The organism is Achromobacter sp. 01N37, assembly GCF_056399725.1.
Genome location: NZ_JBFTRX010000014.1, coordinates 87,301 through 113,966, shown reverse-complemented (window position 1 = coordinate 113,966; position 26,666 = coordinate 87,301). Strand labels below are relative to the sequence as shown.

The 26,666-nt window shown below is 62.4% G+C and carries 23 protein-coding genes and 1 tRNA gene; 17 read left to right on the top strand and 7 right to left on the bottom strand.

Features of this window, described 5'->3' with window-relative positions:
• The first annotated feature begins 2 nt into the window (after positions 1–2).
• The 8 genes from AC1DSJ_RS24340 (at position 3) to erpA (ending at position 6,085) form a co-directional block, all read left to right on the top strand.
• Positions 3–884, top strand: a complete 882-nt coding sequence (locus tag AC1DSJ_RS24340) for a branched-chain amino acid ABC transporter permease (RefSeq protein WP_054427280.1) — start codon at positions 3–5, stop codon at positions 882–884.
• The gene (locus AC1DSJ_RS24335) at positions 877–1,665 is read left to right on the top strand and encodes an ABC transporter ATP-binding protein (RefSeq protein WP_441372314.1); all 789 of its coding nucleotides are present in this window, start codon (positions 877–879) and stop codon (positions 1,663–1,665) included. Before AC1DSJ_RS24340 ends, AC1DSJ_RS24335 begins: the two co-directional genes overlap by 8 nt.
• Before the next feature lie 55 nt (positions 1,666–1,720).
• Positions 1,721–2,431, top strand: coding sequence for an ABC transporter ATP-binding protein (locus AC1DSJ_RS24330; RefSeq protein WP_054427282.1), 711 nt, complete (start codon positions 1,721–1,723; stop codon positions 2,429–2,431).
• A gap of 306 nt (positions 2,432–2,737) precedes the next feature.
• Positions 2,738–3,166 (top strand): 50S ribosomal protein L13, encoded by a 429-nt coding sequence (gene rplM, locus AC1DSJ_RS24325; RefSeq protein ID WP_006217309.1) that lies wholly within the window; start codon positions 2,738–2,740, stop codon positions 3,164–3,166.
• Positions 3,167–3,175: 9 nt separating this feature from the next.
• Positions 3,176–3,568, top strand: coding sequence for a 30S ribosomal protein S9 (gene rpsI / locus AC1DSJ_RS24320; RefSeq protein ID WP_006217310.1), 393 nt, complete (start codon positions 3,176–3,178; stop codon positions 3,566–3,568).
• 200 nt (positions 3,569–3,768) lie between these two features.
• The gene (gene argC, locus AC1DSJ_RS24315) at positions 3,769–4,833 is read left to right on the top strand and encodes an N-acetyl-gamma-glutamyl-phosphate reductase (protein WP_054427373.1); all 1,065 of its coding nucleotides are present in this window, start codon (positions 3,769–3,771) and stop codon (positions 4,831–4,833) included.
• Positions 4,834–4,880: 47 nt separating this feature from the next.
• Positions 4,881–5,627 carry a DUF6776 family protein gene (locus tag AC1DSJ_RS24310; protein WP_054427283.1) on the top strand — a complete coding sequence of 249 codons (747 nt, stop codon included), beginning with the start codon at positions 4,881–4,883 and terminating at the stop codon, positions 5,625–5,627.
• A gap of 86 nt (positions 5,628–5,713) precedes the next feature.
• Entirely contained in the window at positions 5,714–6,085 is a 372-nt protein-coding gene (erpA, locus tag AC1DSJ_RS24305) for an iron-sulfur cluster insertion protein ErpA (protein ID WP_006217313.1), read from the top strand.
• A gap of 239 nt (positions 6,086–6,324) precedes the next feature.
• Here the strand turns inward: erpA and AC1DSJ_RS24300 are convergent, their stop codons facing one another.
• Positions 6,325–7,458, bottom strand: a complete 1,134-nt coding sequence (locus AC1DSJ_RS24300; RefSeq protein ID WP_427950016.1) for an anhydro-N-acetylmuramic acid kinase — start codon at positions 7,456–7,458, stop codon at positions 6,325–6,327.
• Between the two features lie 78 nt (positions 7,459–7,536).
• Entirely contained in the window at positions 7,537–8,946 is a 1,410-nt protein-coding gene (locus AC1DSJ_RS24295) for a M23 family metallopeptidase (RefSeq protein WP_054427285.1), read from the bottom strand.
• Between the two features lie 257 nt (positions 8,947–9,203).
• Here AC1DSJ_RS24295 and tyrS point away from each other — a divergent pair, with 257 nt between their 5' ends.
• Both tyrS and AC1DSJ_RS24285 read left to right on the top strand, forming a co-directional pair.
• On the top strand, positions 9,204–10,433 hold the full coding sequence (tyrS, locus tag AC1DSJ_RS24290) for a tyrosine--tRNA ligase (RefSeq protein ID WP_476760400.1): 1,230 nt from the start codon (positions 9,204–9,206) through the stop codon (positions 10,431–10,433).
• 73 nt (positions 10,434–10,506) lie between these two features.
• Positions 10,507–11,160: a YbhB/YbcL family Raf kinase inhibitor-like protein gene (locus AC1DSJ_RS24285; protein WP_054427287.1), complete on the top strand. Its 654-nt coding sequence runs from the start codon at positions 10,507–10,509 to the stop codon at positions 11,158–11,160.
• A 67-nt stretch (positions 11,161–11,227) separates the two neighbouring features.
• Here AC1DSJ_RS24285 and AC1DSJ_RS24280 read toward each other — a convergent pair whose 3' ends face one another.
• Complete coding sequence (locus AC1DSJ_RS24280; RefSeq protein ID WP_054427288.1) at positions 11,228–11,866, bottom strand: LysE family translocator; 639 nt, start codon at positions 11,864–11,866, stop codon at positions 11,228–11,230.
• A 201-nt stretch (positions 11,867–12,067) separates the two neighbouring features.
• On the opposite strand from AC1DSJ_RS24280, the gene glyA reads away from it, so the two are divergent.
• Both glyA and nrdR read left to right on the top strand, forming a co-directional pair.
• Positions 12,068–13,318 (top strand): serine hydroxymethyltransferase, encoded by a 1,251-nt coding sequence (glyA, locus tag AC1DSJ_RS24275; RefSeq protein ID WP_054427289.1) that lies wholly within the window; start codon positions 12,068–12,070, stop codon positions 13,316–13,318.
• Between the two features lie 219 nt (positions 13,319–13,537).
• A complete protein-coding gene (nrdR, locus tag AC1DSJ_RS24270) occupies positions 13,538–14,017 on the top strand; it encodes a transcriptional regulator NrdR (RefSeq protein WP_054427290.1) in 480 nt (159 codons plus the stop codon).
• 143 nt (positions 14,018–14,160) lie between these two features.
• Here nrdR and AC1DSJ_RS24265 read toward each other — a convergent pair whose 3' ends face one another.
• Both AC1DSJ_RS24265 and AC1DSJ_RS24260 read right to left on the bottom strand, forming a co-directional pair.
• The gene (locus AC1DSJ_RS24265) at positions 14,161–15,123 is read right to left on the bottom strand and encodes a GlxA family transcriptional regulator (protein ID WP_054427291.1); all 963 of its coding nucleotides are present in this window, start codon (positions 15,121–15,123) and stop codon (positions 14,161–14,163) included.
• Positions 15,124–15,139: 16 nt separating this feature from the next.
• Positions 15,140–15,703: an isochorismatase family protein gene (locus AC1DSJ_RS24260; protein ID WP_175171653.1), complete on the bottom strand. Its 564-nt coding sequence runs from the start codon at positions 15,701–15,703 to the stop codon at positions 15,140–15,142.
• Between the two features lie 179 nt (positions 15,704–15,882).
• On the opposite strand from AC1DSJ_RS24260, the gene ribD reads away from it, so the two are divergent.
• Positions 15,883–17,034, top strand: a complete 1,152-nt coding sequence (gene ribD / locus AC1DSJ_RS24255; RefSeq protein WP_441372313.1) for a bifunctional diaminohydroxyphosphoribosylaminopyrimidine deaminase/5-amino-6-(5-phosphoribosylamino)uracil reductase RibD — start codon at positions 15,883–15,885, stop codon at positions 17,032–17,034.
• Here ribD and AC1DSJ_RS24250 read toward each other — a convergent pair.
• Both AC1DSJ_RS24250 and AC1DSJ_RS24245 read right to left on the bottom strand, forming a co-directional pair.
• Entirely contained in the window at positions 17,031–19,592 is a 2,562-nt protein-coding gene (locus AC1DSJ_RS24250; protein WP_441372312.1) for a hypothetical protein, read from the bottom strand. The genes ribD and AC1DSJ_RS24250 overlap by 4 nt on opposite strands.
• Positions 19,579–20,622, bottom strand: coding sequence for a DUF3142 domain-containing protein (locus AC1DSJ_RS24245; RefSeq protein ID WP_441372311.1), 1,044 nt, complete (start codon positions 20,620–20,622; stop codon positions 19,579–19,581). The genes AC1DSJ_RS24250 and AC1DSJ_RS24245 overlap by 14 nt, the downstream gene beginning before the upstream one ends.
• 985 nt (positions 20,623–21,607) lie before the next feature.
• Here AC1DSJ_RS24245 and AC1DSJ_RS24240 point away from each other — a divergent pair.
• The 4 genes from AC1DSJ_RS24240 (at position 21,608) to AC1DSJ_RS24225 (ending at position 26,606) form a co-directional block, all read left to right on the top strand.
• A complete protein-coding gene (locus AC1DSJ_RS24240) occupies positions 21,608–23,524 on the top strand; it encodes a PrkA family serine protein kinase (RefSeq protein ID WP_391568539.1) in 1,917 nt (638 codons plus the stop codon).
• Between the two features lie 12 nt (positions 23,525–23,536).
• Complete coding sequence (locus AC1DSJ_RS24235; RefSeq protein WP_054427296.1) at positions 23,537–24,796, top strand: YeaH/YhbH family protein; 1,260 nt, start codon at positions 23,537–23,539, stop codon at positions 24,794–24,796.
• A complete protein-coding gene (locus tag AC1DSJ_RS24230) occupies positions 24,793–26,346 on the top strand; it encodes a SpoVR family protein (RefSeq protein ID WP_054427297.1) in 1,554 nt (517 codons plus the stop codon). Before AC1DSJ_RS24235 ends, AC1DSJ_RS24230 begins: the two co-directional genes overlap by 4 nt.
• Positions 26,347–26,515: 169 nt before the next feature.
• A tRNA-Ser gene (locus AC1DSJ_RS24225) sits at positions 26,516–26,606 on the top strand.
• The last annotated feature ends 60 nt before the right edge of the window (positions 26,607–26,666 follow it).

Genomic DNA, 26,666 nt, shown 5'->3' with positions numbered 1-26,666 from the left:
GAATGAGCGGATTCGAAAACTTCTGGGCCATCTACGGCAACCTGGTGCTCACGCTGGGCACCAACGCCTTGCTGGCCCTCTCCATCTGGCTGACCCTGGCCTGCGGCATGTTGGCCATGGCCAACGCCGCCTTCATGGGCATCGGGGCGTACGCCGCCGCGCTGCTCACCATGAACTACGACGCCCCGTTCACGGTCGCGCTTGCCGGGGGCATGGCTGCGCCCGCGCTGGTGGCGGCGCTGATCGGCTTGCCGACTTTGCGATTGTCCGGGGTCTATCTGGCCATGGCCACGCTGGGCTTCGGCGAAGTGGTGCGCGTAACCATCCTGAACACCGAATCGATCACCGGCGGCGCGCTGGGCTTGAACGGCATTCCGCAACTGACGCAGTGGTGGCATGTGGTGCTGGCGGTCGTCATCGTGCTGTTCGTGTTGTGGCGCGTTCGCGCCTCCAAGATCGGACGCTCGTTCGACGCCATCCGTGGCGACGAAACGGCGGCTGGCCTGATGGGCATCGACGTGCGCGCCAACAAGATGCTGGCCTTCGTCGCCGGCGCGATGATTGCGGGTCTGGCGGGCGCGTTGAACGCGCACCTGACCTTCTTCATCGGTCCCAATGAATACGGTTTCGACCGTGGCGTTGAAATCCTGACCATGGCCATCCTGGGCGGTATCGGCGGCCTGGCGGGCCCCGTGCTGGGCAGCTTCATCATTACGGTGTTGCCCGAACTGCTGCGCGGCTTTGCGGATTTGCGCCTGGTCGCCAACGGAGTGATTTTGGTGGTGATTGTGTTGTTCCTGCCGCAAGGCATCTGGGACCCGGCGCGCTTCAAGCGCTGGATGCGTCAAGGCCAAGGCGGCCAGGGAGGCAAGCGCCATGCTTGAACTTTCATCCGTCTCCAAGAGCTTTGGCGGCCTGCATGTGCTGCATGACGTCAGCCTGTCCGTGCCCGAAGGCTCGATCTTCGGCCTCATCGGCCCCAACGGCGCCGGCAAGACCACGGTGTTCAACCTGATCACCGGCCTGTTGCCGCCCAGCGGCGGCACCATCACGTTCAAAGGCGAAAGCGTGCTGGGCAAGAAGCCGCACAGCATCACGCGCATGGGCATCGCCCGCACGTTCCAGAACATCCGTCTCTTCAAAGAGATGACGTTGCTGGAAAACGTGGTGGTGGGCGCGTATCGCCACATGAACTACGGTTTTCCCAGCTTGCTGCTGGGTCTGCCGGGTTACCGCGAGCACGAAAAGCGCGCCCGCGAACGCGCGCACGAATTGCTGACGTGGATGCGTCTGGACCACAAGGCCAACGACTTGGCCGACAATCTGTCTTACGGCGAACAGCGCCGCCTGGAGCTGGCGCGTGCGCTGGCCACCGAGCCCAAGCTGTTGCTGCTGGACGAGCCGGTGGCAGGCATGAACACCGGTGAACGCGCCGAACTCATGCGCGAAATCCTGGCCATCCGTGATCGCGGCTACACCATCCTGATGATCGAGCACGACATGCGCTTCGTCATGGGCTTGTGCGAACGCATCGCGGTGCTGAACTTCGGCAAGATCATCGCTTGCGGCGGTCCTGACGAGATCCGCAACAACGAGCAGGTCATCGAGGCCTATCTGGGCCGCGAAGACGACGAAGACACCGAACAAGCGGAGGCTGCACGATGAGTCGCCGGGCCGCTCCCAAGACGAATACCGTAGCGCATTGCGCGGAGGCTGCACGATGAGCGCGATGCTGGAAGTCCGCGGACTCGAGGTCAACTACGGCCATATCGAAGCCGTCCGCGGCATCGACCTGGACCTGAACGCCAAAGAAATCACCGCCCTCGTTGGCGCCAACGGCGCCGGCAAATCGACCACGCTGCTGGCGCTGTCGGGCCTGTTGCCCAAGGCGCGCGGCCGCATCCTGTTCGAAGGCGAAGACATCACGAACCTGGCGCCCCACCAACTGGTGGCGCGCGGCATCGTGCAGGTGCCGGAAGGCCGGGCCATCCTCACCACGATGACGGTGCTGGAAAACCTGGAACTCGGCGCTTATCGCCGTGGCCTGAAGAACGTGGGTTCCGATCTGGAATACGTGTTCAACCTGTTCCCGCGCCTGAAAGAGCGGATCACGGGTATCGCCGGCAACCTGTCGGGCGGCGAACAGCAGATGCTGGCCATCGGCCGGGCCTTGATGGCCAAGCCGCGCCTGCTGCTGCTGGATGAGCCGTCCATGGGCCTGGCCCCGATCGTCGTGCAGGAAATTTTCCGTTCCCTGCGCGCCATCAACGCCGACGGCCTGACGCTTTTCCTGGTGGAGCAGAACGTGCGCCAGGCGCTGAAGATCGCGCAAAGCGGCTATGTGCTGGAAAACGGCGCCATGGCGCTGACGGGCACGGGCCGCGAACTGCTGGGCCACCCCCGCGTGCTGGAAGCCTATCTGGGCGCCTGATCGCGCCCTTGCCTCGGGGTTTTGTCCCCGAATTGCATGTGCGCTGGCTGCAACATGGCTTGCGGCCAGCCACCGCCTGACGTCTTTCCGCTTGCCCATTTTTTGAGCAACCGTGTTAGAATTTCAGGCTTTCCCTCATTTTGACCATTGCACGGGCGGGTAATAACGCTTAGGCGGGACGTCGATAAAGGTAAAACCCCCGAACCGAATCCTTGGGTTGCGGTTCATCAGGTTTTTGCCCAGTTGGGGAAAGAACACTGGTTAGATGTTCTGGCCAGCAAGAACTTTTTATTCTTAGGAACCATCATGAAGACCTTTGTGGCCAAGCCGCATGAAGTCCAACGTGACTGGTTTGTGATCGACGCCAAGGGCAAAGTCCTCGGTCGTGTGGCCAGCGAAGTCGCACGTCGTCTGCGTGGCAAGCACAAACCTGAATTCACGCCGCACGTTGATACTGGCGATTACATCGTCATCATCAACGCTTCCGATATCGTCGTTACCGGTACCAAGGCGAAGGACAAGAAGTACTTCCGCCACACCACGTACCCGGGCGGTATCCGCGAAACGAACTTCGAGAAAATGCAAGAGCGTTTTCCCGGTCGCGCCATTCAGAAGGCCGTCAAGGGCATGCTGCCCAAGGGTCCTCTGGGCTACGCCATGATCAAGAAGCTGAAGGTCTATGCTGGTGCCGAGCACCCGCACACCGCCCAGCAGCCCAAGACGCTGGATATCTAAGGAAACGCCATGATCGGTAACTGGAATTACGGAACCGGCCGTCGCAAAACTTCGGTGGCTCGCGTTTTCATCAAGAAGGGCACGGGTAAGATCGTTGTCAACGGCAAGCCCGTCGACGATTTCTTCGCCCGCGAAACTGGTCGCATGATCGTGCGCCAGCCGCTGGAATTGACCGGCCACCTGGAATCGTTTGACATCAAAGTCAACGTCCACGGCGGCGGTGAAACCGGCCAGGCCGGCGCAGTCCGTCACGGCATCACGCGTGCCCTGATCGACTACGACGCGACCCTGAAGCCCGCACTGTCGCAAGCTGGCTTTGTGACCCGCGATGCCCGTGAAGTCGAACGTAAGAAGGTCGGCTTCCGCAAGGCACGTCGTCGCAAGCAGTTCAGCAAGCGTTAATGTTGCTGCAAAAAACCCGCTTCGGCGGGTTTTTTGTTTTTGGGCGTCTCGCGCGCTATCGCTCGGGACGCCTTGCGCGGAACTCTGCGCGCCCTCGTCAGGTCGGACAACGGGGTTAGTGCACCAAATTTGGCACGGTGCCGCATGACCCCTTTTTCGAGCGATACAATCTAGCCTCGTTCTACGAAGAGCACATCATCATGGCCCAAGCATCGAACACCCGTATCAAGGTTGGTATCGTCGGCGGCACCGGTTATACCGGCGTCGAGCTGCTGCGCTTGCTGTCGCAGCATCCCAATGTGGAATTGACCGCCATCACGTCCCGCAAGGAAGACGGGCTGCCGGTTGCTGATATGTATCCGAACCTGCGTGGCCGCGTGAAGCTGGCATTTTCCGCACCGGAAAAGGCCACCCTGACGGATTGCGACGTGGTGTTCTTCGCCACGCCCCACGGTGTGGCGATGGCGCAAGCCCAGGAACTGATCAACGCGGGCACCCGTGTCATCGACCTGGCCGCTGATTTCCGCCTGCAAGACATCCCCACCTTTGAACGTTGGTACAAGATCCCCCACACTTGCCCGGACATCCTTGCGGAGTCCCAGTACGGCTTGGTGGAACTGAACCGTGAAGCCATTGCTAAGGCGCGTGTCATCGGCAACCCCGGCTGCTATCCCACCACGGTGCTGCTGGGCTTGGCCCCGCTGCTGGAAGGCGGCAAGTCGCTGGTCGATGCGCAAACGCTGATCGCCGACTGCAAGTCGGGCGTGTCGGGCGCTGGCCGCAAGGCGGAAGTGAGCTCGCTGTTCTCGGAAGCATCCGACAACTTCAAGGCCTATGGCGTGTCGGGTCACCGCCATCATCCTGAAATCGTGGCGCAGCTGGAAAAGATCTCGGGCGGCAAGGTTGGCCTGACGTTCGTGCCGCATCTGGTGCCGATGATCCGTGGCATGTTCTCCACGATTTACGCGCGCATCCTGCCGGAAGCGCGCGACACCGACTTTCAAGCCCTGTTCGAACAGCGTTACGCCGACGAGCCCTTCGTTGACGTGATGCCTGCCGGCAGCCTGCCTGAAACGCGTTCGGTGCGTGCGTCGAACAATCTGCGTATTGCGCTCAGCCGTCCGGGCAATGGTGATCAACTGATCGTCATGGTCGTGCAAGACAACCTGGTCAAGGGTGCGGCCGGCCAAGCCGTCCAGAACATGAACCTGATGTTCGGCATTGCCGAATCGACAGGTCTGGATCAGGTGGCGATTCTGCCCTGATGCCTCGTAAGGGCGAGGGGCTGCGCGCCGCTCGCCCTGCGCGCTCTATGCCAACTGACGCTCCCGTTCCCTCGCAACCCCGCCCCGCAGGCGGGTGGCTGCGTGTGATCGCGGGTTTGCTCGTTGGCGTGTTGCTAGGCGGTTCGGCGGGCTATTTCCATGCCATGCGACAAGCCCGCCCGCAGGACGCCGTGGTGATCAGTACGCAGCAAGCCGAGGCGCAGGCGGATGCCATGCGCCAGCAAGCCACGCAGTTGCGGTACACCCAAGGCCAGTTGGACACCGCGGATGGCGAGCTCGTCATCGAGCGCGCCGCCCGCGAGGAACTCGAAACCCAGTTGCGTGCGGCGCAGGCCGAGGTCGGCCGTGTGCGCGACCAACTGGCTTTCTATGAACAGCTGCTGCCCGCCGGGCCGGAAGGCTCTGTCGATATCCGTGGGGTGCAGATCGACCGCGAAGGCGGCGGGCTGCGCTACAAGGTGCTGCTGATGCGCAGCGGCCGCAATGGCGGAACGCCGTTTGCGGGCGCCTTGCGTTTCCAGGCGACGGGCGTGCTCAAGGGCGAAACCGTAACGGTTGATTTGGCGCCCATGCAGGTCAAGGCGGAAGTGGGCCCGGTGACCGCTACCGGAGAATCCACGTCGGCCGCGTCGTTGGCCCTGCAATTCGACCAATATCAGCGCAGCCAGGGCATCCTGGCAGTGCCTGAGGGATTTGTCCCCGAAAGCGTCACCGTCAGCGTGCTCGAGGGGGAAACCGTTCGAGCATCCCGCAGCGTGAAACTGGAACTTTGAGTCTAGTCAAGCCCTGCGCTATAGTGACGCTATGCGAGCGCCGTTGCCGCTCACCGAAATATGGCCGATCCGGCCAGGAGTGAACCATGAATGCAGTAACCGAAACCGTCGATCTCCAGGCCGCCCCGCCTGTGCCCTTGGTATTTACCGACTCGGCTGCCGCCAAAGTGAAGGACTTGTTGGCCGAAGAAGGCAACCCTGATCTGAAGCTGCGCGTGTTTGTCCAAGGTGGCGGCTGTTCGGGCTTCCAGTACGGCTTCACGTTTGACGAAGTCGTCAACGAAGACGACACCGTGCTGGACAAGGCGGGTGTCCAACTGCTGGTTGACCCCATGAGCTTCCAATATCTGGTCGGTGCCGAAATCGACTACAAGGAAGACCTGGAAGGCGCGCAGTTCGTCATCCGCAATCCCAACGCCAGCACCACCTGCGGCTGCGGTTCCTCGTTCTCGGTGTAATCACCCTGAGCAGGAAAACAAAAGCCCTTCGGCATGCCGAAGGGCTTTTTGTTTGGTGCTGACCGGACGCAAGGCGCCGGCCACTGCAAGCTGGCCACTGCAAACCGGCCGCTGCAAGCCGACCGCTGCAAGCCGACCGCTGCAAGCCGACCGCTGCAAGCCGACCGCTGCAAGCCGACCGCTGCAAACCGACCGCTGCAAACCGGCCGCTGCAAGTCGGCCACTTCACGCCGGCGACTTCACGCCGGATACAGCGCACCCAGGATACGAGCCCCGCGCGCGCCAGTGACCGCAGGCAACCCCGCGGGCCGGCGTTCAACGAACGCCTGCGCGAGCCATGCGAAGGCCAGTGCCTCAACTTGTTGGGCGGGCACGCCCAGTGCATCGGTGGCCTGCACCGGGCGTTGCAGGCAATAGGCCAGTTCGCGCATGAGTCCGGCATTGCGGGCGCCACCGCCACACACAAACACCTCCTGCGTGGCCGCAGCGGCTGCGTCGATGGCGTTGGCGACCGTTCTGGCGGTGAGCCGTTGCAGCGTTGCCTGCACGTCTTGAGGGGCTGGTTTGGGGCCGTCAAATGCACGCAGCCGGTCATCCAGCCATTGCATGTTGAACAGATCGCGCCCGGTGGACTTGGGCGGAGGCAGGGCGAACCACGGCTCGCTGGCGATCAGTTGCTCAAGCAGTGGCGCCAACACCTTGCCGGTGGCGGCCCAGCGGCCATTGGCGTCATAAGGCTGGCCTAGGTGACGTTGGCACCAGCCGTCCAGGAAAACGTTGGCCGGGCCGGTGTCAAAGCCACGCACGGGCTGGCCCGGCGACAGCAAGGTCACATTGGCGATGCCGCCCAGGTTCAGCACGGCGCGGCCATGTTGCGCGCCGAAGATCGCCGCATGGAAGGGCGGCACCAGCGGCGCGCCCTGGCCACCGGCCGCCACATCGCGGCTGCGGAAGTCCGCGATCACGTCGATGCCGCTCAGCTCCGCCAGCAGCGCGGGCGCATTCAGTTGAACGGTGTAGCCGCTGTCCGGACGGTGACGAACCGTTTGGCCGTGCGCACCGATTGCCTTCACGTCGCTGGCCTGAACGCCCGCCTCCCGAAGCAGGGTGGCGACGGCATCAGCGTACAGCCGGGCCAGCGCATTGGCGGCCAACGCGGCGCGCGCGAGCTCGTCGTCGCCTGACACGTTCAAGGCCAGCAACTCGCGGCGCAGGTTCTCGGGCATGGGCAAGCTGGCGCTGGCCAGCACCTGCGGCGGCTGATCGGCGTCAAGGCGCACGAGCACGCCGTCCACGCCGTCCACGCTCGTGCCGGACATCAGGCCAATGTAGAGCGTTGCGTTCCCGTGCGTGGTGGTTTGCGTAGCGTTCACTGGCGGCCTCAAAAAGAAGAAAGGCGGCCGGCAGAAATGCGCGGGCCGCCTTTTTGGGACGATAACTGATGGGGCCGGTTAGCGGCTGGCCACGTTGGTCAGTGCGTCGGGCAGGGTCTGCTGGAATTCGGTCAGCAGTTGGATCTGCTGCTTATACGGCGCCACGGCCTGATTGAACGCGCGGACTTCCGCAGGTTCCAGGGCGCGGGCGACCGGCAGGTCCACCGACAGCGGGTCGATCGGCTGATTGTCGACGCGGAACTCATAGTGCAAGTGCGGCCCGGTGGCCCAGCCGGTGGAACCGACGTAGCCCAGCAGTTGGCCTTGCGAGATCTTGGAGCCCTTGGTGATGCCTTCGGCGATACGGCTTTGGTGCGCGTACAGCGTCGAATACTTGCCATGGTGCTTCACGATCACGACGTTGCCGTAGCCGTTCTGCCAGCCCGAGAATTCAACCGTGCCATCCGCAGTGGAATGGATCGGCGTGCCCGAAGGCGCGGCGTAGTCCACGCCCTTGTGGCCCGTCCAGGTCTTGTGGATGGGGTGCATGCGCATGCCGAACGTCGAGCTGATACGGCTGAACTTCAGGGCAGTGCGCAGGAACGCGCCGCGCAGGCTGGTGCCGTCAAAGTCGTAGTACGAACCGCTCTTTTCGTCGGGGCTGAACCAGACGGCGCTGTAGGTCTTGCCGCCGTTGATGAATTCCAGGGCCAGCACGCGGCCGGCGCCGGCGTAGCGGCCGTCGTGCGAACGCACTTCGTACACCACGCGGAATTGGTCGCCCTGACGCAGATCGCGCAGGAAGTCGATCTTGGCGCTGAGGATGTCGGCCATCTGCATGGTGACCGAGTCTGGAATGCCAGCGGAGTCCGTCGCGCCGAAGAGCGACGACTTGATCGTGCCCACGGCAACGCGGGTCTGGCGTTCGGTGCTTTCGGTGACTTCCTCGGCCTTGTAGCTGTCGCCGGCGGGGGCCACGTGCAGCATGCGCGTCACGACCTGGCCGTCGGTTTCATTGCCAGGGGTGTGGATGTAACGCAGCCAGATCAGGTTGCCCTGTTCGTCCGTGGCGGCTTGCACCGAGCGGCCCGGGTACAGCTTGTAAATGCTGCGGGCGCTGGCGTCGTGCGTCAGGAAGGTCTGCAAATTGGGGGCGTCCAGCTCCAGGCGCTGCAGCACGGCGGCCAGCGTGTCGCCCGCGCGGATGCGGGTTTCGCTGATGTACGGCGCGGCGCTGGGCGTGCTGACTTCGACTTGCTCGGCAGTCAGGGGCAGAACGCTCTGGATGATGCGGGACGGGGGGAGTTCGGTACGGTCGGGTTGCTGCACCATGCCCAAGGCGGCGGCGCCAGCAAACAGACCAATAGCGGAGACGAGAAGAGTGCGACGGAAAAGTCCCGAGCGATGGGGCTTGGGCTCAACGGGCGCAAACAGGGCAGCAACTTTGCGCTTGATGCTACTCGCCAGTTCGTGGAGGCCACGATTCATCGTGAAGATACCCTCTCAGGTGGCTTGAGCTCGCAGGGTGCGTGACACGAACGGCCCCCGCGCGCCACGAAATCCGGGGCAAGGGCTGGCGCGGGGCGCATCTTGTGAACAACGGGTGGTAGGCCGAACCGCAACTGCGTATATATGGCATTTGCGTATGATTGGGCGGTATCCTAGCTGATTCGGCTAGAATTTTCGATAGTTTTCGTCACTTTTTACACCTTTTTGTCGGCTGAAGCCGCTTTGGTCCCCCTGCCATGTCTCCCTCTGAAGCCCCTATCACTCCTGAAGTTGAAGCCGATCTGCGTATAGCTAAGCGCGGCTGCGATGAACTGCTGGTTGAATCCGAATTCGCCCGCAAGCTGGCCAAGAGCCGCGCCACTGGCGTGCCGCTGCGCATCAAGCTGGGGCTGGACCCCACCGCGCCGGACATCCACCTGGGCCACACCGTGGTGCTGAACAAGATGCGCCAGCTGCAGGACTTGGGCCACAACGTCATCTTCCTGATTGGCGATTTCACGTCGACCATTGGCGACCCCAGCGGCCGCAACAGCACCCGCCCGCCGCTCACGCGCGAGCAGATCGAGTCGAACGCCAAGACCTATTACGCGCAGGCCAGCCTGGTGCTSGAYCCGGCCMGKACSGAGATCCGYTACAACWSYGARTGGTGYGAYCCGCTGGGCGCSCGCGGCATGATCCAGCTGGCCTCGCGCTATACGGTGGCTCGCATGATGGAACGCGAGGACTTCACCAAGCGCTTCAAGGGCGGCATCCCGATTTCGGTGCATGAATTCCTGTATCCGCTGATGCAGGGCTATGACTCGGTGGCGCTGAAGTCCGATCTGGAGCTGGGGGGCACCGATCAGAAGTTCAACCTGCTGGTTGGGCGCGAGCTGCAAAAGGAGTATGGCCAGGAGCCCCAGTGCATCTTGACGATGCCGCTGCTGGTGGGCACGGACGGGGTCGAGAAAATGTCCAAGTCCAAGGGCAACTACATCGGCATTTCGGAGTCGCCCGATTCGATGTTCGGCAAGCTCATGTCGATTTCCGACACGTTGATGTGGCGCTACTTCGAGCTGCTGTCGTTCCGTTCGCTGGAAGACATCGCCGCTCTCAAGCAAGAGACGGATGGCGGACGCAACCCGCGCGATGCGAAAGTCATGCTGGCTCAGGAAATCATCACGCGCTTCCATTCCGCCAAGGCCGCCGACGAGGCGCTGGCTTCCTTCGAGGCCCGTTTCCGCGATGGCGCCATCCCGGAAGACATGCCCGAAGTGAACATCGGCGGTGCACCGGTGGGCATCCTGAAGCTGCTGCGCGAAGCGGGTCTGGTCGCCTCTGGCTCGGAAGCGCAACGCAATGTGGAGCAGGGTGGCGTGCGCGTCAACGGCGACCGGGTTGAAGATAAATCGTTGCAATTGCCCGCTGGGACATACGTCGTACAGGTGGGCAAGCGCAAGTTTGCGCGTGTTAACTTGAACCCATAATTGCGAAGTTTTGATACGCTGAGGGTACAGACAGAGGCAGGGACGCCTTTCTCGGCACTTCAAGGAGCACGACATGAAACTTTCGAGTTTGTCTTTTTCCGATCACGAGTCGATTTCGGAACGCTACGCGTTCGGCAAGATCGATGCGCAATCGCACGTCGCGCTGGCAGACAACAACAACCCGCAGTTTTCCTGGGACGATGTCCCGGCGGGAACGCAGTCGTTCGCGTTGATCTGCCATGACCCCGACGTGCCGTCGCGCCCCGATGATGTCAACCAGGAAGGCCGCGAAGTGCCGGCCGACTTGCCTCGTGTGGATTTCTTCCACTGGGTGCTGGTCGATCTGCCCGCCGACCTTCGCGAGATTGACGAAGGCGCCTTTTCCAACGGCATCACGCCGCGTGGCAAAGGCGGCCCGCTGGCGCCGATGGATGCGCGCCAGGGCATCAACTCGTATTCGTCATGGTTCGCCAATGACCACGACATGAGCGGCGACTACTTCGGCTACGACGGCCCGTGCCCGCCCTGGAACGATTCCATCGTGCACCGCTACATCTTCACGCTGTACGCGCTGGATGTGCCCAGCCTGAATCTGAACGGCTCTTTCACTGGCGAAGACGCATTGCGCGCCATGCAAAAGCACGTGCTGGCGCACGCTTCGGTCACGGGCACCTATACCCTCAACCCGAAACTTGCTCCCAAGCAGATCGGGGCGACATCGGCGTAATCCGCTACGCCAAATCAAAAAGGCCGCAATCGTTGCGGCCTTTTTTTATTTCCGGCTATCGCCGGCCTCAAACGGTGGATCGCTTCAGGCGCAGCAGCGCTATGCCGAAGGCGACGAAGATCGAGCCGACCAGGCGGTTCAGCCACACGACGATGCGGGGACGCCGCAGCGCGTTGCGGGCGCGCCGGGCCAAGGCGCCATAGGTCAAGAGCGACACCAGAGACATCGCCATGAAGATGCCGGTCAGAACGAAGAACTGCGGCAGCAGCGGCTCCTGTGCGTTCAGGAACTGCGGGAACAAGGCCGTAAAGAACAGGATGGGTTTGGGGTTCATGGCGGCGACGAAAGTGGCTTCCAGGTACAGGACGCCCGCGCGGCGTGGCGGCAGGTTGGCGGCCAAGGCTTCTGGCGGCGCAATGTGGGCGCGGCCCAGCAGATGCCGCAGGCCCACATAGATCAGGTAAGCGGCGCCCGCCACCTTCAACGCCATGAACAGCATGGCGGACGATTGCAGCACCACCCCCAGCCCCAGCATGGCCGCGGCCGACAGCAGAAATAGTCCGGTTACGTTGCCCAGCGTGGAGGGCACCACGGCGCGCACGCCGCCTGCCGCGCCGTTGCGAATGGCGAGCATGGTGGCGGGGCCTGGGCTGATGACGCTGGCGGCAGCTACTAGCGAGTAGGTTATGAGTGTGGCGCTTTGCATGAAAGTTTCTCAAGTCGGGTTGAGAGCGGTTTTCGGGCGTCGCGCGATGGCGTGGTTTTCGCGCCCGTCCGCCGTATTTTGCTCGCCTTCGGCGCATTTTGGCGGCAATTGATTCCGCTTGACGGGGTAAACTACAAGAATTCTTCGGGTTTACCCCCGACACTGCTTTCTCCTCTCTTACCGCCTCAGGAATCCCCCGTCATGTTTGACCGCAACCTCACCTTGTCCAAGGCTGACCCGGACGTTTGGGCCGCCATCCAGAAGGAAGACGTTCGCCAAGAGCAGCACATCGAGCTGATCGCTTCGGAGAACTACGCCAGCCCGGCCGTCATGGAAGCCCAGGGCACGCAGCTCACGAACAAGTACGCCGAAGGCTACCCGGGCAAGCGCTATTACGGTGGTTGCGAGTACGTGGACATGGTCGAGCAACTGGCCATTGACCGCCTGAAGCAGATCTTCGGTGCTGAAGCCGCCAACGTGCAGCCSAACTCSGGYTCGCAGGCCAACCAGGGCGTGTACATGGCCGTGCTGAAGCCGGGCGACACCGTGCTGGGCATGAGCCTGGCCGAAGGCGGCCACCTGACGCACGGCGCGTCGGTAAATGCTTCGGGCAAGCTGTACAACTTCATCTCGTACGGCCTGGACGAAAACGAAGTCCTGAACTACGCGCAAGTCGAACAGCTGGCCAAAGAACACAAGCCCAAGCTGATCGTGGCAGGTGCATCGGCCTACGCCCTGCACATTGATTTCGAACGCATGGCCCGCATCGCCCGTGAAAACGGCGCGCTGTTCATGGTCGACATCGCCCACTACGCCGGTTTGGTTGCTGGCGGCGCCTACCCCAACCCGGTCCCGCACGCTGACTTCGTCACGTCGACCACGCACAAGTCGCTGCGCGGCCCGCGCGGCGGCGTCATCATGATGAAGGCCGAGCACGAGAAGATCATCAACTCGGCGATCTTCCCCGGCATTCAAGGCGGCCCGCTGATGCACGTCATCGCCGGCAAGGCCGTGGCGTTCAAGGAAGCGCTGGAGCCCAGCTTCAAGGACTACGCGCAACAAGTGGTCAAGAACGCCAAGGTGCTGGCCGACACGCTGGTCAAGCGTGGCCTGCGCATCGTTTCCGGCCGTACCGAAAGCCACGTCATGCTGGTTGACCTGCGTGCCAAGGGCATCACGGGCAAGGAAGCGGAAGCCGTGCTGGGCCAGGCCCACATCACGGTCAACAAGAACGCCATCCCGAACGATCCGGAAAAGCCCTTCGTGACCAGCGGCATCCGTCTGGGCACGCCGGCCATGACCACGCGTGGTTTCACGGAAGCCGACGCTGAACTCACCGCCAACCTGATCGCCGACGTGCTGGACAACCCGCGCGACGAAGCCAACATCGCCGCCGTGCGCGCTCGCGTCAATGAACTGACGTCGCGCCTGCCGGTTTACGGCGCGAAGTAAGCGGTTTTGATATCGGCCCGGCGGGATATCCCCCGCCAGGGCCAGACCAAAGGGACGGCCCCGTCAGGCGCCGTCCCTTTGCTTTCGTGGCGGCAGCGGCTATCCTCCACCGATTCCGTCCTGGATATTGGGGACGAATTAGCCCGTATTGGCGCTTCCCGAGCGGCGCATCGTTACAATATGCTTGTTTTTTGCAATCCGTGCCTTTAGGGAACACACATGCGGTGTCCATTTTGCGGCAATGCCGAAACGCAGGTTGTCGACAGCCGGGTCTCGGAAGAGGGCGACGCCATCCGCCGCCGTCGCCGCTGCCTATCCTGCGACAAGCGATTCACCACGTATGAACGGGTGGAACTTGCCATGCCTTCCATCGTCAAGCGCAATGGCAGCCGCAGCGACTACGACCCGACTAAACTCCGCGCCAGCTTGAGCTTGGCGTTGCGCAAGCGCCCCGTCAGCACGGAAGACGTGGATGCCGCCGTGGCGCGCATCGAAGAACAGTTGCTGGCAAGCGGGCTGCGCGAGGTGCCGTCCGAACAGATCGGCGAACTCGTCATGAACGAACTGCGCAAGCTCGACAAGGTGGCGTACGTGCGTTTTGCGTCCGTCTACAAGAGCTTTGAGGACATCGGCGAGTTCGTTGAAGCCATCCGCGAAATGCAGGGGCCGTTGTTGCCGGGCAAGCTGCGCAAGGAATAAAAGCCCCGGCTGGGCATTTGGCAGGAACATAACGGCGCTGCGGCGCCGTTATTCGTTTTGGCTCGGGCGCTGCGGCGGCGTGATTCGAATTGGCACGTGTGCGGCGGCGCGATTCGTTTTGGCACGGGTGTGCCGCAGCGCCGTTATTGCATGGGCGCCGACCGCGCCAGGCTGGGCGTAAGCGGCTGAAATTTGCGCCAAACGCGGCGCATGTGCTGCGCCGAGCCAAAGCCGGATTTTTCCGCCACGCGCTCCAGGTCCAAGCGGGTTTCGCGCAGCAGGTCGCGCGCCAGCGCCACGCGGATTTGATACAGGTAATCCATCGGCGTGCAGCCGGCGTGTTCGCGAAACAGCCGCGTCAGGTGGCGGGCGCTGGTGTGCGCCTGGTCTGCCAGCGATTGCGCGGACCACGGCGCGGCCGGGTTGCGCACCACGGCGTCCTGCACCCGATGCACGCCGGGGTGCATGTGGCTGCGGTGCTCGAGCCAGGGCGACAACGTGGAATCCGTGCCTGCGCGGCGCTGATAGACCACCATGTCGCGCGCGACCTCACTGGCGACGCGCGGCCCGCAATGGCGCGACACCATATGTAGCGCCAGATCGATGCCGGCCGTGATGCCGGCGCTGCTGACCAGGTTGCCATCTTCAACAAAGATGCGGTTGTCGTGCACGCGGGCGCTGGGGTCGATGCTGGCCAGTTGTTCCAGGCAGGAATGGTGGGTGGTGCAGTCGCGTTGCCGCGTCAGCCCGGCCGATGCCGCGAATAGCGCGCCCGCGCAGACCGTCATCAGCGTGAACTCGTCTGCGGGATGGCGCTGGGCCAGCCAGTCGATGATGGCGTGGGCGTCGGGGTCGTCCAGCCGGGTGTGTTTACCCACCACGCCGGAAATAATGACAAGCGCCTGTGGCGGCAAGGCGGCAGGCAGCGGCTGAATGTGCGCCAGATGCAGCCCGGGAATGCCGCTTTCCACCTCTTTCGACGGGCCGCAGAAATGCTGCTCGAACGTGCCGGGACACAGCTTGTTGGCCACCCGGAAAGCCTCAGCCGGGCCAGCAAGGTCCAGCAGAACGATGCCCCGCGGCAGCACAAAGTACACGGGAATCATGCGGCTTTCCGATGGGTCAAGCGGCAAGCGCGTCGGCGGCGCGCACGATGCGGGCAAAGCGGCCTTGCAGCACAAGTTCGGTGTGGTCGCGGATTTCGGCGGGCGTGTAGTGCTTGCCTGACGGGCTTTGCATGGCGAAAGTCAGCGTGGCGTCGGTGGGAAACACGACTTTGAAGCCGGCGTCGCTGGCGTGCCGCGACGTGGTTTCGCAGCACTGTTCAGTGCGAATGCCGCTGACGATGATGCCTTCGATGCCGTTGTCGCGCAGCCAATCATGCAGCGTCGCGCCGTTGGCGTCTTTGGCGTACAGCGAGGAATGCACCGTCTTGTGGAACACGGCGGCGGGCGCAATGCGCACTTCTTCAAGCGTCTTGACGTGGCCTGAAGCCAGCGAGAACGGGTTGGCGGGGTCCGTGGATGGGCTGATATGGAACACCTGAAGCACCGGAATGCCTTGGGCCGTTGCCGAATCAATTAGCCCCTGGATCTGTTCCACAAAAGCCGGATACTCGGTTTCATCCCAAAACGGACGTTGCCGGAAGGAATCTTGTACGTCGATGACGATCAGTGCTTGTTTCATGTTTCGGCCTCCGGGCCTGGGATATCAGCAGGTGTAGCGCTATTCTGAAACGGAAGTCCCGCCCGCGCGAGATCGTCCCAAGCCACCTGGCGGCCCAAAACGGACATTCGCTGAGCATACCCCTTCCGGCAGCGCCGGGTTGCACCACGTCATCCGGGCCCGGACATACAATTCCTGCCATGACGACCCCAAGCGAACCCGACGATATCTTCTGGATGCGACGCGCCCTGGCGCTGGCCGAGAGCGTGCTCTACACCACCGCGCCCAACCCCCGTGTGGGATGCGTCATCGTGCGCGATGGGCGCGTGCTGGGCGAGGGTGCTACGCAGCCCCCCGGCGGGCCGCACGCCGAAGTCTGCGCCCTGCGGGACGCTCAGGCCCGCCAGGAAGCGGTTCAGGGCGCCACGATGTACGTCACCCTGGAACCGTGCAGCCATTTTGGCCGCACGCCGCCGTGCGTGGATGCGGTGCTGGCCGCCAAACCCGCGCGAGTCGTCGTGGCCATTGGCGACCCGAATCCGTTGGTCAACGGGCAGGGGCTGGCCCGTTTGCGCGCCGCCGGCATCGAGGTGACAACCGGTGTGTGCGCCGAAGAGGCCTTGGCCATCAATGCCGGTTTCATTTCGCGGATGAGCCGCGGCTTGCCCTGGGTGTGGATGAAGATGGCGGCGTCGCTTGATGGCCGCAGCGCCTTGCATAACGGCATGTCTCAATGGATTACCGGCCCCGAGGCCCGCGTGGATGGCCACCGCTGGCGTGCGCGCAGCTGCGTGGTGCTGACCGGCATGGGCACCGTCCTGAAAGACGATCCGCAACTCAACGTGCGCGGGGTGGACACGCCGCGCCAACCGCGCAAAGCGGTCGTGGATGGCCGTTTCGATATTCCCGAGGACGCTCGCCTGTTTGACGGCGCGGAAGTCATCCTGTTTACGGCCCGTGAAGATGCCGCCAAAGCCGCACGGCTGGCCGACAAGAATGCCCGAGTCGTCGTCCTGCCTGGCCAGGAGCCAGGCCGCGTGGACTTGCCCGGCGTGATGGACTGGTTCGCAAAAGAGCAGTTCAACGAGGTGCATGTCGAGGCCGGCGCGGGATTGAGCGGCGCGCTGGTGGCCTCGGGGTGCGTGGATGAGCTGCTGCTGTATCTGGCGCCGGTGCTGCTGGGTGACGCCGCGGGAATGGTGCAGCTGCCGATGCTCGAACATCTGGATGCGGCGCGCCGATACGAATTCATCGACACGGCGCGCGTGGGGGCGGACCTGCGCCTGCGTGCGCGGGTCGCAGGCACGTGGCAGCAACTCATGCAGCGCGTGGCGTTGCCGGCGGTGACCTAGGCCTGCGTTTTCTCGTGTGTTGGCTTGGCGGTGCGCTTGGGGGTGCGTTTAGGCATGCGCCAGGCAAACACGCATCCCCCGCCTGCAACAATCACCAACAGGCCCACCGCAAGCAGCAAGCCGGCATGATCGCGCCGTAAGCGTTCCCATGCCTTCCAGGCTTGTGTGTAGTGGAACCACGCGGCCCCCCGGAAATCAGGCTCGGCGCACTCGCGGCCGAACGTGCCGCTGAACGGCACCTGGGCGCCTTGATTCACATACCGCAGATAGATTGCCGAGGCGCGGTCGGGCGAGTCGTCGATGATGTAGCGCGCCCCTTGGCAAAGCACGGCCGCGAAGGCTTGGGAGCGGTTTGGCAATTGCCCGGCCGCTTGCAGTGCGTGGTCGGCCGCGATTTGGCGATAGTGAAAGCGGCCATAGGGGCGCGCTTCGCTAGCGGCAAATCGTTGACGTTCTTCGGGCGTGACCAGCGGACCCGGCAAGGCAGCGTCGGCGCGTTGGGCGGGTGTATCCGGCGTCTGACTGGCGTCGGCCCCCGCCGACTGGCGCCAGGGTTCGGGGCTGCGGCCCGCGCCGTAGGTGTAGTTGCCGTCATACACCGCGAAATCGGGGTCCTGTTCGTAACCCATGATCTCCAGGCCGTTACGGCGCGCGAGGCGCGCGGCGGTAAACCAGGCTTCGGCCCGTGCTGTCCGGCCCCATGCGTTGCCCGCTTTGTGAAGGGCTGCAATGTACTCCTCGACCTTTTGGTGGCGGCTGGAAGGCCTAACGCGCCAGACACCGGCCGCATCATCGGTGAGATCCGCGAAGCGGGCATCCGCGTCCGAGGGAAAGTAAGCCAACGCCTGGTCCATGCGGCCTTCTCGCATCAGACGGCGCGCGAGCAGCAGGCGCAGGCGGTCGCCATCGGGAATGGGGTGCTTCACCGCCCACTCGTAGAAGCGCTGGTAGTCGAATTGCAGAAAGCCCGGCGGGGTGGTCGGCATGGCGGATGCGGGCACGTGCTGATCCACGTAATGCTTGAGCTCATCTACCGTCAGCACGCGCTCGGCCACATACGCCGCGTCGTTCCAATAGGGCGACTGGAGCCAACCCCCTTCTGGCAAGTCGGCAGCAGACGGATCGTTGGCGTGCAGCAGCAAGTCCAGCGCTTCGACGTACTGGCCGCGCGACAGCGCCAACACGCCACGCTCGGCCGTTAGCCGGGCGATGCCGGGGGCGTCGATGCTGTGCTCGTCGGCGTTCGGAAAGCTGCTTGCGGCGCGTGCGTAGGCTTGCGCCGCGGCGGCCATGTCTCCCCGACGGATCGCCAGTTTGGCGCGAATCCACCAAGCTAGCGGGGTGTCCAGACGCTCGGCCAACGGTTGCGCCAGGTCATAGCGACCGACCCGATACGCTAACGCGGCCACGCGATCCGCGTTCTGATTCTTGCTCACATCCTGCTTGGCCAGCGCGGTGGCAAGGACCTGCAACGCCGGGTTGGGCGTCACATTTCCCCTGCCTGCCAACGCGGCCGCATCTGCATAACCCCGTTGGCCGTTCACTTCATACGTGGCGAAAATGTCATAGGCGCTGTCGGGATTGCCGTCGACGATGTCGCCCACCCGCGCCAGCGCATAGGCCACCAGCAAGCGTTGCGAGACCGGGTCGTCGATCAGCCGGACGGCGCGGGCAGGCGCGTTCAACGCCCAGCTCGCAATTAGGCGTAACGACGCCTGCCCGCTGCTGGAGCCCCGCGCGGCCTGCTCGGCATACAGCTGGATAGCATGCTTCAACGCTGTGGCAGGAATGGCGTCCGCGCACGAGGTGGCTGACTGGAAATCCTCGTACGTGCAGCCTCCTTGCGAGCCCCTCAGCAAGCCGCGTGCCTCTTGGCCAAAGCTGGCGATGGCGAGTCCCCACGGGTCAGGCGCGCCGTCTCGCGCCAATTGGCGGACGCGGGCATAAGCGGCAGCAGCGGCAGCAGCGGCAGAAGCGGCAGAAGCCGGCCCCGGAGGCGTGGCGTCGACGGGCATTGCGGCTGATGCGCCATTTTCCAGCTCGGCCAGCATGTAGGTAGCCCAGACGCTGCGCGCAGCGCCTTCGTTGCCCGGCAGCGCAAGAATCGCGTGCAGGCGTGCTCTGGCGCGGGATACGGCCACGTCGGTCTCGTCGTTCGCGGCAGCAAGGATATCGACGGCGGCAGCGGTATATAAACGCACGGCCTCTGGCAGCGTGGCGCCCGCCGCATAAGCCTGATCGCCGTCCGGCAATTGCCGCATCGCGCGCACGGTGGCGCGCTGCGCGGGGCTCAGCGCGGGATCGAAGTCTTCGGGAATGGCGTCCTGCCTATCGTTGCCGCCAGGCAGCGTTCGTAATTCCTGAGCGCGTAACGCGTCAGCCGGCACCACCAAGCGCGATGCCTCATAACTGAACGAATTGGCAGGCGTGCTGCGTAGCGTGCCCGCGCGGTCGTCCAGCAACTGCGCGGGAAAGTCCGGCCCGCAGGCAACGACGATTCCAGCGCCGATGGCGCAGGTCAACAGGGCAATTCGAGCGATGGTTTTACGGTTTTGCATGGAAAGTGGTGGGTGGCGTGTCGCAGCGTATCCAGCCGATATTGCGCAGGCTGCCGGCGCGCAGCAGGCCGTCATGCGCACGACGCAGATACCAGCCGGCGTTGTCTTGCTCAAGCGTGTAACCATTGATGCCGTCGGCGGCACGGCAAACGCCGTCCCAACGGATAATGAAGGGAAGCGTGGCATCGGCATTGCCGGTGTTGGACAACACCAGGTCAAGCGTCCCCGCGGTTGTGGCGCGTTGGACGAAGACTTTAAGCTCCGCCTGCAATGATTGGCGCGTCAATACCGCGCGCCACGTCGCCAGGCTCCACGCGCGTTCGTCGAGTGCCGTGGGCAGGCGAAACCAGACGATGCCGGTCAATCCTGCGGGCCGATCCTGGCGGATCTGCTCGGCAAAAGCCGCCATGGCAGCGGGCGCGGCGACGAGTTCGGTGGCGCGGGTTGCGGTGGTCAGCGTGGGCCGTTCGCTTTCGATTGCGATGATGTTGCCGTCGTCATCCCACGAGACACGGCTGCCATACGTTGGCAATGCAATCCGCCAAGGGCGCTGCGTGCGGCCGGCAAAAGCGCTGATCCACGCCTGTGCGCGCTTGGCGTCAAACAAGCCTTGTGTCGGGTTCAGCACGGCGTGAACCTGCAACATCGACTCATCAGGCACCTTCAGCAAGGCGTCGAGATCGGGGCTGTTTAACCATGTTGGCAAGGCGGTAATTGATAGCGGCGTGCCTGGTTCAAGGCGGTTTTTCAACGCCGTCAGAAAGCCGCGATAGGCCGCAAGCTTCGATGTTGCGCAGTCGTAATCGATTTCAACACCGGCCAGCGGCACGCCGGCTGCGCGCCAGGCCAGGGTTGTCGCGGCAATTCGCACCAACGTTTCGTCAACGTTCAGCGCATCTACGCGTCCATCCAAACGCAACACCATCACCGCCGGTTTTTGTGACGCCGCCAGCGCATTCACGTCAGGCCGGGCATCGATCCATCTGCCGCCAGCGCTCATCTCGGCGATCAGCACGCGCCAGGTTCGCACGGCATCTGCACTTGCCGCCAGGGCTTCCTGCACCGCCGGCGTCCAGCGCCGTTGCCATACATATGCATCATTCGGCAGGTCTGGAAGTGGTTTCCCGCAAGCTCCCAGCGCCATCAAAACTATGGCGAAAGCTGCGGCGGCGGCGAGTCTGGCCGCAGGCAATGCGCGGTTCCTGGTCAAGCCGAATGCGTGCCACAAGCGAAGCAACATGACGCTGCGAATCAAGGTGTGTAGTCAGAAAGCGAGAGATGCTAGCACTCTGCTTCATCGGCTGCTAATTCAGTGCTTGCATGGCGCGTTGTGGAAGATTCGCGTCGTATTCAACGTGGCAATTGCATCAAGTTTGCGAGCGATTCACACGCGCGAATTTTCATGATGAAAATCCGTATCACTATTTTGGGTGATGTGCCAAATGAATTGCCACAAAACGGTCAATTGGCTTTAGCATAGGCCCATGACTTGGCGATACGTGCTTACGGCCATCACCGCAAAGTGCCACGCGCCCTCGTCACCACGGATTCCCGTGCCGCGATATCGGCGCTTTTTCACAACCGAACCGGCACGCTGCTGAACGCAATCCCAAGGGGCCGTTCAGACCGTCCGCTGCCATCGCATAGCGGGCGCATCGGGTTAACGCCCGAATCATAAGAATCCACCGGGATATCGCTCATCCCTTCAAATCATTGCTGACCATTTCATGTGCGGCCGCACCAGGCGTGCGTGCCATAGCGATAAGCTGAAGGCGTGCGAGTTAACTTATTCACGTAAGTTGCATTCCCTGACGGAACTTGTGTCCGCCGGATGCAGCCTAAATGGAAAAGGCCCCAACGTGCTTCATGGATGATGTGTGGCGAAAGCAACATAACACCTGGCCGACAATGCTTATCGCGAGTTTGTCTAGTAAAGCGCAAGCACTAAGGCACAATGGGGACACGTAGGGATGTGCTGAATTTTTCGCGTGTTGTAGGAGGTTTCCGTGCAAAACATCGTCGAAGGCTTCAAGTCGCAGTATGCAAGAGAGCAGGAGTCAGAGCTTTCCCTTGAGGAATATCTGAACCTCGCCAAACGCGATCCCATGGCGTACGCCAGCCCCGCTGAGCGCATGCTGGCGGCGATCGGCGAACCCGAAACCGTGGATACGCGCAACGACCCACGTCTTTCCCGCTTGTTTTCCAACCGGACCATCCGGCGCTATCCGGCGTTCCAGGAGTTCTACGGCATGGAGGACGTGATCGGTCAGATCGTCGCGTTCTTCAAACATGCCGCTCAGGGGCTGGAAGAGCGCAAACAAATCCTCTATCTGTTGGGCCCTGTCGGCGGCGGCAAGTCGTCTATCGCGGAACGGCTGAAGGCGCTGATGGAAAGCTATCCCATCTATGCCTTGAAGGGATCGCCGGTCAACGAATCGCCGTTGGGTCTGTTCCATCCGGAACGCTTCGGCGACACGCTTGAAAAGGAATATGGCATCCCGCGGCGTTACCTCACGGGCATCATGTCGCCTTGGGCGGTCAAGCGCCTGAAGGAGTTTGACGGCGACATTTCACAGTTCCGTGTCGTGCGCTTGAACCCGTCGGTGCTGCGTCAGATCGCCATCGCCAAGACCGAGCCGGGCGACGAGAACAATCAGGACATTTCTTCGCTGGTGGGTAAGGTCGACATCCGCAAACTCGATCGCCATTCGCAAGACGATCCGGACGCCTACAGCTATTCCGGCGGCCTGTGCCTGGCGAACCAAGGCTTGCTTGAGTTCGTGGAGATGTTCAAGGCCCCGATCAAGATGCTGCATCCGCTGTTGACGGCCACCCAGGAAGGCAACTTCAAGGGCACGGAGGGCTTCTCCGCGATTCCGTTCAACGGCGCGATTCTGGCTCACTCGAACGAGTCCGAATGGCAGACCTTCCGCAACAACAAGCACAACGAAGCGTTCCTTGATCGTATCTATATCGTCAAGGTGCCGTATTGCTTGCAGGTGTCGGAAGAGGTCCGCATCTACGAAAAGCTGCTGCATCACAGCTCGCTGTCCAAGGCGCCGTGCGCACCTGGAACGCTGGACATGATGGCGCAATTTTCCGTGCTGACCCGCCTGAAGGAACCCGAGAACTCCAGCATCTATTCGAAGCTGCGCGTGTACGACGGCGAAAGCCTGAAGGACGTCGACCCGAAGGCCAAGGCCTTGCAGGAATACAAGGACTACGCCGGTACGGACGAAGGCATGAACGGGGTGTCGACGCGTTTCGCGTACAAGATCCTGTCCAGCGTCTTCAACTACGACCAGACGGAAGTGGCCGCCAACCCTGTGCATCTGATGTATGTGCTTGAGCAACGGATCGGCCGCGAGGACTACCCCGAAGAAATCCGCCGCCGCTACCTGGAGTTCATCAAAGGCTTCCTGGCGCCGCGCTACGCGGAGTTCATCGGCAAGGAAATCCAGACGGCTTACCTGGAGTCGTATTCCGAGTACGGCCAGAACATCTTCGACCGCTACGTGACGTTTGCCGATTGCTGGATTCAGGACGAGGAATTCCGCGACCCTGAAACCGGTGAAAGCTTCGATCGCAGCGCGTTGAACGACGAGCTGGAAAAGATTGAAAAGCCAGCGGGTATTGCGAACCCGAAGGACTTCCGCAACGAGATCGTGAACTTCGTGCTGCGGGCGCGCGCCAACAACAACGGCCGCAACCCGACCTGGACCAGCTATGAAAAGCTGCGCGAAGTGATCGAGAAGAAGATGTTCTCGAACACGGAAGATCTGCTGCCGGTGATTTCGTTCAACGCCAAGGCTTCGGCCGAGGACAAGTCGAAACACCAGAGTTTCGTGGATCGCATGGTGGAAAAGGGCTACACGGAAAAGCAGGTCAGGCTGCTGTGCGAGTGGTACCTCCGCGTGAGGAAGTCTTCCTGAGCGAGGTGAATCATGAATTCACTGATCGATCGCCGTCTTAACGGGCGCAATAAAAGCGCCGTCAACCGCGAGCGTTTTTTGCGGCGCTACAAGGACCAGATCCGCAAGGCGGTGCACGGGATGATCCGTGACCGCTCGATTCAGGATATGGATCAAGGCGGAGAGATCAACCTGCCCGCCCGGGATATTTCCGAGCCGACCTTTCGGCACGGATCGGGCGGCGACCGCGAGATGGTGCACCCTGGCAATCGTGAATTTGCCAAGGGCGACACCATCGACCGGCCGCAGGGCGGGCAGGGTGAAGGCGGCTCGGAGCCGGGCGAGGGTGAAGCGGTAGATCAATTCACCTTCAGCCTGTCTCGGGCCGAATTCCTGAACCTGTTCTTCGAGGATCTGGAACTGCCTCATCTGGCGCGCAACCAGCTGGGCGAAGTCAGCCAGAAGAAATGGCAGCGCGCGGGCTACACCACCACCGGTTCGCCCAGCATGTTGAGCATCAGCCGCACGCTGAAGTCTTCGCTGGCGCGGCGGGTGTCGCTGAACGTGAAGGCGCGCGCAGATCTTGAAGATGCCGAGGAAGCGCTTGCCAAGGCTCGCGCGGCGGGTGCGCCCGCCGCCGAGATCCGCACGCTGGAACAAGACGTCGAGGACTGCCGCGAGCGTCTTGCCCGCGTGCCGTTCCTGGACGATCTGGACTTGCGCTATCGCAACCGCGTGTCGGTCGCCATTCCGATGGCGCGTGCGGTCATGTTCTGCCTGATGGACGTCTCCGGGTCCATGGACGAAGGCAAGAAGGACCTGGCCAAGCGCTTCTTCACGCTGCTGTACTTGTTCTTGTCGCGCAAGTACGAGCACGTGGACCTGGTCTTCATCCGGCATACGGACAACGCCGAGGAAGTGGACGAGCAGACGTTCTTCTACGACCCCAAGAGCGGCGGCACGATTGTGCTGTCCGCGCTGGAGCTGATGCGCGAAATTCTGGAAAAGCGCTATCCGCCCTCGGCGTGGAACGTGTACGCGGCGCAAGCCAGCGACGGCGATTCGTTTGGCGCCGACGCGGGCAAGAGCGCGCGCTTCCTGGCGGAACACCTGTTGCCGTCGACCCGGTATTTCGCCTACATCGAAATTCCCGACTCGCAAGAGGCTCGCAAGAGCAGCCTGTGGGCGGAGTATGAACAGAAGTTGGAGCCGCATTTCGTCATGCGGCGCATCTGCGATCGCGGCGAAATCTTCCCCGTGTTCCATGACCTGTTCAAGAAGGAAACCGCATGAATGCCATCGTGGGTGCTCTCGTAGAGCCGGGATCGGCTGGCGGCGCTCGGCCGATTTCCCAGGGTTCCGAATGGACGTTCGAACTGATCCAGTCCTATGACGACGCGATCTCCAAGGTCGCTGCGGAATATGGGCTGGACACCTATCCGAACCAGATCGAAGTCATCACTTCGGAACAGATGCTGGACGCCTATGCCTCGGCGGGCCTGCCTATTGGCTATCCGCACTGGTCGTACGGCAAGGAATTCATCCGCAACGAGCAATACTATCGCCGCGGCATGCAAGGGTTGGCGTACGAGATCGTCATCAACTCCAACCCCTGCATCTCGTATCTCATGGAAGAGAACTCCATGACGATGCAGGCGCTGGTGATTGCGCACGCGTGCTATGGGCACAACTCGTTTTTCAAGGGCAATTACCTGTTCCGCCAATGGACGGACGCGGATGGCGTGCTGGACTATCTGGTGTTTGCACGCAAGTACGTGATGTCGTGCGAAGACCGCTACGGCATCGATGCGGTGGAGGCGTTGCTGGATTCCTGCCACGCGCTGTCGCATCACGGGGTTGACCGCTACAAGCGGCCGGCGCCGATGTCGTTCAAGGAAGAGGCCGCGCGCCAAGCCGAACGCAAGGAACACGCGCGTCTGCAATACAACGACTTGTGGCGCACGCTGCCGCGTCTTGAAGCAGACAAGGACACGCGCGTGGATGCGTCGGTCTTCCCGCCGGAGCCCGAAGAAAACCTGCTGTACTTTATTGAGAAGTACTCGCCCAAGCTGGCGCCGTGGCAGAAGGAGCTGGTGCGCATCGTGCGCAAGATCGCCCAGTACTTCTATCCGCAAACGCAGACCAAGGTCATGAATGAAGGGTGGGCCACGTTCTGGCACTACACCATTCTAAACCGCCTGCACGAAAAGGGGCTGGTGAACGACGGCTTCATGATGGAGTTTTTGCAAAGCCACACCAACGTGGTCAGCCAACGCGGCTTTGACGAGCGCGGCTATGGCGGCATCAACCCCTATGCGCTGGGCTTTGCGATGATGTCGGACATTCGCCGTATCTGCGAAGCGCCCACGCCCGAAGACCGCCGCTGGTTCCCGGACATCGCTGGCGGCGATTGGCTGAAGACCCTGGACTTCGCCATGCGCAACTTCAAGGACGAGTCCTTCATCTCGCAATACCTGTCGCCGCGCCTGATCCGCGAATTCCGCTTCTTCGCCATTTCAGATCATCAATCGAATCCGAAGCTGGAAGTCGCGGCCATTCATAACGATGAGGGCTACCGCGACATCCGCCGTCTGCTCGCCGCGCAGCACAATCGCGACAATCAGGTGCCGGACATCCAAGTGGTGCGCTTTAACCGCGACTCCGACCGCTCGTTGGTGTTGCGGCATTTGAAGAGCCGGAGCCGCCCGCTGGCGGGTGACGATGCCGAACAGGTAATGAAGCATCTGGCGCGGCTTTGGGGCTTCAAGGTCAGGTTGGAAGAGACCGAGCCGGACGGCACGATCAGTTCCTACCGTGAGCAGGAAGCGCCAGCGTCGATGTAAAGGCCGGATGATGGAAGCCGGGACGCCTCCAGGGCGTCCCTTTTTCTTTTAACGTTGGGCTCGCTTGTGTCCGCTACCCAGAATCTGCTAGAATCGCGGATTCGCAAATTTCGCAATGCTGGTTTACGCATAGTGAAGTGTTGATGTTGCGTTCATCAGCAAGCGACAAGGACAGGTGGCCGAGCGGTTGAAGGCGCACGCCTGGAAAGCGTGTATACGTCAAAAGCGTATCGGGGGTTCGAATCCCCCTCTGTCCGCCAAGATTCGTACCGGTATTGCCCAGCAATGCCTTGAAACCCGCACCAGCCTTAGCTGTGCGG